Genomic DNA, 9020 nt, shown 5'->3' with positions numbered 1-9020 from the left:
GGGCGGCGGGGGGGGGGGGGGGGGGGGGCCCGCCCCCCCCCCCCCGGCGGGGCACCGGGCGGCCTCAGGCCCCGGTGTCGGTCCGTTCCATGACCCGCCGCTCCTGCGGCGTCAGCGGCGGCGCGTGCAGCGGCATCCGCCGCGGCCCCCGCGCCACGGCGAGGGCCACCTCGGGGCGCAGCAGCGCGGTCGTCGGCTTCGACAGGGTCATCACGTCGAACAGCGCCCGCGACACCAGCGGCCGGCTGGTGGCCGTGAGCATCAGCCGGTCCACGTAGCGGCGCAGCGCCACCGCCGTCCGGCCCGGCGGCCGGCCCTTCGCCCCCGGGTAGAGGATGTCCTGCGCGGTGGCCAGGTCCCAGGCCGTGGCCACGGGCCCGGCCACCGCCCGCTGCACCCGCCGCGCCAGGCCCGGGGCGGCCAGCCCCTGCCGGCGCAGTTCCGCCCGCAGGCCCAGCACGCCCTGGGCGGCCACCGACATGCCGTGCCCGTACACCGGGTTGTACGTGGCGACGGCGTCGCCGATGACCACGAACCCCTCCGGCCAGTTCTTGACCCGCTCCAGGAAGTGGCGGCGGTTGACGGTGGCCCGGGTGACGGTCACGTCCGTCAGGGGCTCGGCCCGGGCGATCAGCTCACCGACGACCGGGTGGCGCACCCCGCGCGCGAACGCCTCGAACTGGTCGGTGTCCCCCGACGGCTGGCCGCCCCGGGTCCCGGACAGCGTGACCAGCCAGCGGCCGTTCTCGATCGGCATGATGGTCGCCGTCTGCCCGGGCACCGGGACCCGCGGGTCGGACTGGACGTTGACCAGCGGATAGCCCTCGCCCCCCGGCGGGGCCTGGAACATGCGGCTGGCATACGTCAGGCCGGAGTCCACCTCCTCCATGTGCACGGGTCCCACGGCGAGCTCCGCCAGCAGCCGGGGCGCCCGCGAACCGCGGCCGCTCGCGTCCACGACCAGATCGGCGCAGAGCACCCGGGTGGTGCCGTCGGCCTCCCGGACGCCGACCCCGGTGACCCGCTCGGCGCTGCCCTCCAGGCCGAGCAGCTCGGCCTGCTGGAGCACGGTCACCTCGGGCAGCAGCATGACCTGCTCGCGCACGGTCCAGTCCAGCAGGTCCCGGCTGCACGCGATCAGGAACTGGGTCTCGGGGAACCGGCCCAGCCAGCCGCTGGCCGACATCGACACCAGGCCCGCCGGCAGCGGGATCCGCCGGGCGCCGGCGGCCAGCCAGCGGGCGGTGGTGCCCGGCAGCAGTTCCTCGATGGCGCGGGCGCCGCCCGACCACAGCATGTGCGCGTGGCGGGCCTGCGGCAGTCCGCGGCGCGGGGCCGCCGACTCGGGCAGGACGTCGCGTTCGACGACGGTCACCCGCTCGGCGTGCTCGGCGAGCGCGGCGGCGGCCAGCATGCCGGCGAGTCCGCCGCCGACCACCACGGCGTGCCGGCCGGCGCGGGCGCCGGGAACCTGTCTGTGTGCTTCGCTCATCGAGGGAGGCTTCCTGTGGGGGCCGCATGACGGCGGACCGCTTCGACTACGGGGGAATGACGCAGCGCGTGGGAGATGCGCACCAGGTCGCGCGGCCCCTCGCACGGATCGGGGGCCGGAGCCGCGTCCTCGGTCAGCAGCAGACCCTCCGGGTCCGCGGTGCGCGCCCGGACGGCCGCCGCCACCATCGCGGCGTCCGCGACCGCGCGGGCCGTCTCCTCGTCCGCGCCCCGTTCCCGGGCCTGCTCGTACGCCCGGGCCCGCAGGGGCTGGTCGAAGTACGGGCCGAGGTGCAGGAACCCGTCGTGGATGTCCGACTCGCGCTGCAGGATGCGCAGTTCGGCCGGGGACCACCAGGACATCCGCACGCCCGGCGCGCTCAGCGGGACGGCCGTGCGCAGCTCGTGCCACAGTGTGCCGAGCCGGCGGTACGTCGCCCAGGTCTGCCAGCTGTCGGAGACGCGCTGGCACACCAGGGGCACGATGAACCCGATCGCGCTGATCAACGCTCCGACGGAGGCGATCGGCGGGGCCAGGTAGGTGCTGAAGTAGTCGAGGTCGAAGCCCAGCCAGACCCCGAAGACGGCGATGAACTTCGTGGCGTCGTAGCTGAGGTTGAAGAAGTAGCCGACGACGATGACCGCGAGGCCGGCCCGCAGCCAGCCGCTCACCTGGAGCGACCAGCGCAGGCACAGCACCACCATCACCACGGCGGCCACGGTGTGCGCCGTGAGGTAGAGCACGATCATCTCGCGGATGTACGGCGTGGTGACGTAGTACGTGTCCAGGTCGCGCAGGCGTTCCTCGGGCGCGTCCCCGAGGGAGAACAGCACGATCAGGGCCACGACCACGGCCCCGTAGCCGAGGATCCAGCGCCGCGAGGTGCGCCGGGTCTCCTCCGGCGGGCCGCCGCGCCAGTTGACGATCAGCACCAGGCAGGAGGCGCTGAACGCGGTGATCAGGCAGTAGACCAGCGGCGCCGAGACGTTGGGGATGCCCGTCCACTCGTTGACGGCGGCGATGGTCGGCGGCGCGGCGAAGGTGAACACCGAACCGGCCAGGAACAGCAGGGCGCAGACGGACCGCAGGAGCGGGTCACGCCAGTTGCGCCGGAGTGCGGGCAGCTTGAAGGCGAGGGAGATCGCCATGGCCGCCGCGGGGATGTAGTAGTCCTCGCCTTTCAACGGTCGACCCTGTGCCCCCGGTATCCGAGGGACGCCTCGATCCGGCCGGCCAGCTCGTCGCGCTGCGCGGGCGCCCGGTGGCCGGCACTGGCCAGCCAGGGACGGCATTTGCTGCCCAGCAGCAGACCGAAGGTCTCGGCCTCGGTCTCCTCCCGGACGTCGGCCCGGGTGCGGGCGGCGACGCGGCGCACGGTCTCGCTGATGTCGGCCTCGTCGGACAGCAGCCGGGCGGCGACGGCCGCGCCGTCCACGTGATGACTGCAGTGCCCGGCCTTCATGTGCCACAGTTCGTGGCCGAGGATCACCAACTGGTGGTCGGGGGCGGTGCGCTCCTCGATCACGACCAGGTCGCGGTCGGCCAGGTCCAGCCACAGCCCGCTGGCGGTGCCCGGCGGGAAGGCGGCCATCCGGAACTCCACCTTGCGGCCACGGTGCTTGCTCATGCCGTCGCACAGGGCGGCGTAGAGGTCCACGGGTTCCACGGGGGCGGTGAGCGTGATGCCGGCCACCAGCTCACCGCACAGCCGCCGTTGCTCTCTGCCTATGCTCACCGTTCTCCCCGTCGGCACGGATCCGGATCAGGAATTGGAGGATCAGACCCAGGCCTGCGACCGGGTCAGGACTCGTTCGGTTTGACGCTCTCCAGGAGCATGTCCAGCCATTCCGCCACCTTGTCCCGGTGCTTGTCGCTGGGCAACTGGGCAGCGCGCCAGGCGATTCCGCGTACACCGTGGTTCTGTAGAAGTCTCGCCAGCGGATCGTCCGCCGAATCGCTTTCGGGCGGCACGGTTTCGCGTTCTCGCTCCCGGTCCCGCTCGCGACCTGCGAAATCCTGGAGAAGCTGCTGTTCGGTGCGGAGCAGGGCGTCGTTGAGCGCCTCCGCATCATGTGCCGTCAGGAATCCGGCGTGAACGCCGAAAAAACGCTGGATGGCGTCGCAGTGCTCCATCGTCGGGCGGCGGTCGCCGTTGATCAGCGCGCCGGCCTGCTGGCGCGACATGCCGGCGCCGTCGGCGATCTCCTGCTGGGTGTAGCGTCGGCCGTTGGGCTTGACCCGGGTGCGGCGCAGCAGGTCCAGGCGCTGCAGGAACCGCGCCTGGAGGTCGGGCTCACCGGCCGGACGGCCTTCCAGCAGGCTGCGGACCACCTCGGCCGGGACCCCGGAGGCCTCCGAGAGCCGGCGTAGGTCGAAGACCGTGCTCTGGTCGCGTCCTAGCTTGTCCGCGAGTTCGGCCACCCGCGTGACGGTGGTCGCCAGGGGCACGCTGGCCACCGCGACGGGAGCCGGGAAGCCGTCTGTCACCAGTGGTTCTCCTAGATCGCGCGGGGCCGGTTCAGGGCACGGGACGGGCCCTTGGAGGCTAGCCGTTCCGCCCTACGAGGACTAGAACTTGCCACAGCTGTGGCGCGAATAAGCCGTCCAGAGGCTGGAATTGCCACAATAGTTGACACTCGAATGATTGCGGTAGCAGGATCGCCACACGGAAATGAAGATCCAGACCGTGAGAAGGGGGAGCTCTCGGTGCCACATCTCGCAGCGGTGGGCCCGTCCGACGGCCTCTCCCGGGTGGCCGGTGAAGAGCGCCTGACGGGTGAAGAGCCCGGAGTACGCGGCGCAGTGCGGTCGGAACGGCGCAAGGAGATTTTGCGTCAGCGACGCGAGGAGCTGGGCCTGAGCCAGGAGGACGTCGCCGCACGCCTGCGCATCAGCGTGCGCGCGTACGGGAACTGGGAACGCGGCCTGGTCAAGGAATGGACGGACCGCAAGCTCCTCGCCCTCGCCGAGGCGCTGGAGATGAGCGAGCGCCAGTGCTTCTGGCTGTTCCGCATCATGGTCGACCGGGACCCGCCGCCGACCTGGCACGCGGCCGAGGAGAACCGGCTGCCCGACGACCCGGCCCAGCGCGACTACCTGCGCGACTACGCCGCGCTGATGGAGGCCGTCCCCTACCCGAGCTTCCTGATCGACCACCGCTGGGACGTGGCGCTCACCAACTCCGCCTTCGACCATCTCTTCCAGGCCGTCCGCCCGCACCCCACCGCGCTGCCGGACGACAACTTCCTGCGCTTCGTGCTGTTCCACCCGGACGCGGCCGCCGTGCTGGAGGACCACGAGCCGGCCTGGTGCGTGCCGCTGCTGGCGCAGTTCGCGACCGCCCTGGCCGACGACCCCGACGACGAGGGGTTGCGCAGCATCCGCCAGGAGGTGGCCCGCGACCCGTTCATGGAGGCGGCCTACCGCTACGGCGTCCCGCACTGGCTGAGCACCTACGGCGCCGAGGCCGCCGAGCGCGACGGCGCGGTGCTGGCCGTGCGCCACCCGGACCCGCGGCAGGGCGTCTCCCGGTGCCGGATGGTGGCCGAAACCAGTCGTCAGCTCGACGCCATGGGCCTCACCCGGATCACCCTGATCCTCTCGGCGCCGCAGGGCCTCCCGGCCGGCCCGGCGCCCACGGGCGCCCCGCGTCCGCAGGGGCCGCGGCTGCGCGCCGTTCCGCCGCCCGCGGAGTGACCGCGCGGGCGGCGGCCCTGGGACACTGGTGCCGTCGTGCCGCCGACCGCGGCGCGCCACGGGCCGGTGCCCCTCCCGGTGTCACCGATCGTGGCACGCGAGGGGCCACGCGACGGGGCGGGCGGCGTGTCACGGATCGTGGCATCGCACGGCACGGTGACCGGTGGCGCCGCGAGGCGCGGGAGACAAGGCGGTAGGGGCGTGCGGCTGACCATCCTCGGCGGGGGCGGGTTCCGCGTCCCGCTCGTCTACGGAGCCCTTCTCGGCGACCGCGCGCAGGGCCGCGTCCGGCACGTCACCCTCTACGACGAGGACCCCGGCCGGCTCGCCGCCATGGCCCGGGTGCTCACCGACCAGGCCGCCGGAGTCCCCGACGCCCCGGCCGTCACCGCGACCGGTGACCTCGACGAGGCGTTGCGCGGCACCGACTTCGTCTTCTCCGCCATCCGCGTGGGCGGCCTCGACGGCCGCGCCGCCGACGAGCGGGTCGCCCTCGACCTCGGTGTGCTCGGCCAGGAGACCGTGGGCGCGGGCGGGATCGCGTACGGGCTGCGGACCGTGCCGGTGGCCCGCGAGATCGCCCGCCGGGTGGCCCGGACCGCCCCCGACGCCTGGGTCATCAACTTCACCAACCCGGCCGGGCTGGTCACCGAGGCCATGGCCGAGGAGCTCGGGGACCGGGTCATCGGCATCTGCGACTCACCCGTGGGCCTGGGCCGGCGCATCGCCAGGCTGCTGGGCGTGCGCCCCGAGGAGGCCTGGATCGACTACGTGGGCCTCAACCACCTCGGCTGGGTGCGCGGGCTGCGGGTGCGCGGCCGAGACGAACTGCCCCGGCTGCTGGCCGACGCCGCCGCGCTGGAGTCCTTCGAGGAGGGCCGGCTGTTCGGCGCCGACTGGCTGCGCGCGCTCGGCGCGATCCCCAACGAGTACCTGCACTACTACTACTTCAACCGCGAGACCGTCCGCGCCTACCAGGAGGCGAAGCAGACCCGGGGCGCCTTCCTGCGCGACCAGCAGGCGGCCTTCTACGCCGAGGCCGGCCGGCCCGGACTGCCGCCGGGCGCGGCCCTGGCCGCCTGGGACCGGACCCGGGCCGAGCGCGAGGCCACGTACATGGCCGAGAACCGCGAGGCGGCGGGGGCCGGTGAGCGGGAGGCGAGCGACCTGGAGTCCGGCGGCTACGAGCGGGTGGCCCTGGCCCTGATGCGGGCCATCGCCCGGGACGAGCGGGCCACCTTGATCCTCAACGTCCGCGGCCGCGGGCTGCTGGCGCCGCTGGACGCCGACGCGGTGATCGAGGTGCCCTGCCTGGTCGACGCCTCCGGCGCCCGTCCGGTCGCCGTCGACCCGCTGCCCTACCACGCGGCGGGCCTGGTGACGTCGGTCAAGGCCGTGGAACGCGCGGTGCTCGAAGCCGCGGCGAGCGGGTCGCGGGCCGACGCGGTCACGGCGTTCGCGCTGCACCCGCTGGTGGACTCGGTGGCGGTGGCCCGGCGCCTGGTGGAGGGCTACACGGCCGCCCACCCGGGGCTGTCCTACCTGCGCTGAGGCCCCGGGCCGCGCGGCGCCGGCCCGGTCGGGCTCCGGTCGCCCCGCCTGCCCTGCCCGGACCCGCCCGCGGTGCCGGCCCGGACCCGGCCCGCGGTGCCGGCCCGGCCGTCCTCCGGACGGCGTAGTGCCGCATGCGGGGCGGCGGGGGCGGCGTGAGAGTGCGAGATGTGACCACTGCCGCCGCCGTCGCCGAGGCCCCGCCCGTCCTGGACCGGCGGCGGCGTAACATCGTCTTCGGGACGATCATGCTGGGCGTGCTGCTGGCCGCGCTGGACCAGACCATCGTCGGCACCGCGCTGCCCACGATCGTGGCGGACCTCGGCGGCGGCGACCACATGTCGTGGGTGGTCACCTCGTACCTGCTGGCCGAGACGATCGCCACCGTGCTGGTCGGCAAGTTCGGCGACCTGTTCGGCCGCAAGGCCGTCTTCCAGGTCTCCGCGGTCGTCTTCATCAGCGGCTCGCTCCTGTGCGGCCTCGCCTCGAACATGACCCTGCTGATCCTGTGGCGCGGCGTCCAGGGCATCGGCGCGGGCGGCCTGATGGTCACCTCCATGGCGCTGATCGCCGACGTCGTGCCGCTGCGGGAGCGCGGCGCGTACCAAGGGGCCATCGGCGCGGTCTTCGGCGTGGCGACCGTCATCGGACCGCTGCTCGGCGGGCTGTTCACCGACCAGCTCAGCTGGCGCTGGTGCTTCTACGTCAACGTGCCCGTCGCGGTCTGCGTGGTCGCGGCCGCCGCCCGGACCATCCCGGCGGTGCGCTCCGCCGCCCGCCCCGTCATCGACTACCCCGGCATCGCGCTGGTCTCCGTCGGCGCCGGCGCGCTGATCCTGGCGACCAGCTGGGGCGGCAACGAGTACGCGTGGAGCTCGGCGGTCGTCGTCGGCCTGTTCGCGATCGGGGCGGTGGCCCTCGGGCTCTTCTGCGTGGCCGAGACGCGGGCCGCGGAGCCGATGCTGCCCATGCGGCTCTTCCGGAACCCGGTCTTCACCGTCTGCTCGGTGCTCAGCTTCGTCGTGGGCTTCGCCATGCTCGGCGCGATGACCTTCCTGCCGACGTACCTGCAGTACGTCGACGGGGACTCGGCGGTGGTCTCCGGGGTGCGGACCCTGCCGCTGGTCGTCGGCCTGCTGCTGTGCTCCGTGTTCAGCGGCAACGTCACCGGCCGGACCGGGCACTACCGGATCTTCCCGATCGTCGGCTCGCTGGTGATGGCCCTCGGGCTCTTCCTGCTCTCCCGGATGCGGCCGGGCACCGGCGCGTGGCTGGAGTCGGGCTACATGTTCGTCCTCGGCGCCGGCATCGGGCTGTCCATGCAGGTGCTGACCATCGCCGTGCAGAACACCGCCGAGTACGCCGACCTCGGCACCGCCACCTCGGGCGTCACCTTCTTCCGCACCCTCGGCAGCTCGTTCGGCACGGCCGTCTTCGGCACCATCTACGCCGGCCGGCTCGGGCCCGAGCTGCGCGCCGGGGTGGCCGAGGCCGCCCGGCTGACCGGGGAGGACCCGGCCCGGCTGGCGGCCGCCGCGTCGAGCCCGAGCGGCGTGCGGGGCCTCGACCCGGTGGCGCGGGCCCCGGTCGTGGACGCGTACGCCGACGCCCTGCAGACCGTCTTCCTGTGGACCGTGCCGGTCGCCCTCGCCGGTTTCGTCGTCGCGCTGTTCCTGAAGCAGGTACGGCTGCGCGATTCGGCCCGGGCCGCCTCCGGCGACCTCGGGGACGGCTTCGGCTCCCCGGTCACCGGGTCGGGGGACTCCGCCAAGCTGCTGGAGCTGGCCGTCGGCAAGCTGATCCGGGGCATGGACCGGGAGACGGCACGCCGGATCGTCGAGGAGTCCGACACCCGGCTCGACATCGCCGGGGCCTGGGCGGTGATGCAGGTGGACCTGCTGACCCGCACGGTCGGGCACGCCTCCCTCGGGCTGATCGCCGGCCGCCGCCACCTGCCCGCGGAGGTGCTCGTGCCGGTCTTCGACCGGATGGTCGAGGAGGGCTTCCTCACCAACGAGGGACCGTACTTCGCCCTCACCACGGCCGGCGAGCGCGAGGCCGGGGTCATCTCCCGGGCCTGGGGCGACTGGCTCGCCGGCGAGCTCGAACGCGACCGGGGCCGCCCGACGGACGCCCAGCTGCGCGTCGCGGCCGACGCGATCGCCAAGCGGCTGCTGGCCGAGGACCTGCGCGAGGGCATGTTCGGTCCGCGCCGCCCGGCCGGCGCGGCGCAGGCGTAGGCGCGGCGCAGGCGTAGGGCCTCCGGCCTCCGGCGGGCGGC

At 73.9% G+C, this 9020-nt stretch carries 7 protein-coding genes; 3 read left to right on the top strand and 4 right to left on the bottom strand.

From position 1 onward, the window contains the following. Positions 1-64: 64 nt before the first annotated feature. From LG632_RS28450 to LG632_RS28435, 4 genes are all read right to left on the bottom strand, one after another. A complete protein-coding gene (locus LG632_RS28450; protein ID WP_226730590.1) occupies positions 65-1492 on the bottom strand; it encodes an FAD-dependent monooxygenase in 1428 nt (475 codons plus the stop codon). Continuing rightward, positions 1489-2676 (bottom strand): MAB_1171c family putative transporter, encoded by a 1188-nt coding sequence (locus LG632_RS28445; protein WP_226730589.1) that lies wholly within the window; start codon positions 2674-2676, stop codon positions 1489-1491. The genes LG632_RS28450 and LG632_RS28445 overlap by 4 nt, the downstream gene beginning before the upstream one ends. Continuing rightward, positions 2673-3227 carry a toxin-antitoxin system, toxin component gene (locus tag LG632_RS28440; protein ID WP_226730587.1) on the bottom strand — a complete coding sequence of 185 codons (555 nt, stop codon included), beginning with the start codon at positions 3225-3227 and terminating at the stop codon, positions 2673-2675. Before LG632_RS28440 ends, LG632_RS28445 begins: the two co-directional genes overlap by 4 nt. Before the next feature lie 65 nt (positions 3228-3292). Next, on the bottom strand, positions 3293-3979 hold the full coding sequence (locus LG632_RS28435) for a helix-turn-helix domain-containing protein (RefSeq protein WP_226730585.1): 687 nt from the start codon (positions 3977-3979) through the stop codon (positions 3293-3295). Positions 3980-4321: 342 nt separating this feature from the next. On the opposite strand from LG632_RS28435, the gene LG632_RS28430 reads away from it, so the two are divergent. From LG632_RS28430 to LG632_RS28420, 3 genes are all read left to right on the top strand, one after another. Continuing rightward, on the top strand, positions 4322-5188 hold the full coding sequence (locus tag LG632_RS28430) for an MmyB family transcriptional regulator (RefSeq protein ID WP_264202361.1): 867 nt from the start codon (positions 4322-4324) through the stop codon (positions 5186-5188). Positions 5189-5389: 201 nt separating this feature from the next. After that, positions 5390-6739, top strand: coding sequence for a 6-phospho-beta-glucosidase (locus LG632_RS28425; RefSeq protein WP_226730582.1), 1350 nt, complete (start codon positions 5390-5392; stop codon positions 6737-6739). Between the two features lie 134 nt (positions 6740-6873). Continuing rightward, positions 6874-8979, top strand: a complete 2106-nt coding sequence (locus tag LG632_RS28420; RefSeq protein WP_226730579.1) for an MDR family MFS transporter — start codon at positions 6874-6876, stop codon at positions 8977-8979. Positions 8980-9020: the final 41 nt, after the last annotated feature.

The sequence above is a fragment of the Streptomyces antimicrobicus genome (assembly GCF_020532625.1).
GTDB lineage: Bacteria > Actinomycetota > Actinomycetes > Streptomycetales > Streptomycetaceae > Streptomyces > Streptomyces antimicrobicus.
The sequence above is the reverse complement of the archived record's forward strand: the minus strand, read 5'-3'. Positions and strand labels throughout refer to the sequence as shown.

What these genes read in the sequence shown, in the direction of transcription:
- LG632_RS28420 (WP_226730579.1), top strand. Translation starts at nt 6,874, where the DNA reads ATGCGGGGCGGCGGGGGCGGCGTGAGAGTGCGAGATGTGACCACTGCC.
- LG632_RS28450 (WP_226730590.1), bottom strand. Translation starts at nt 1,492, where the DNA reads ATGAGCGAAGCACACAGACAGGTTCCCGGCGCCCGCGCCGGCCGGCAC.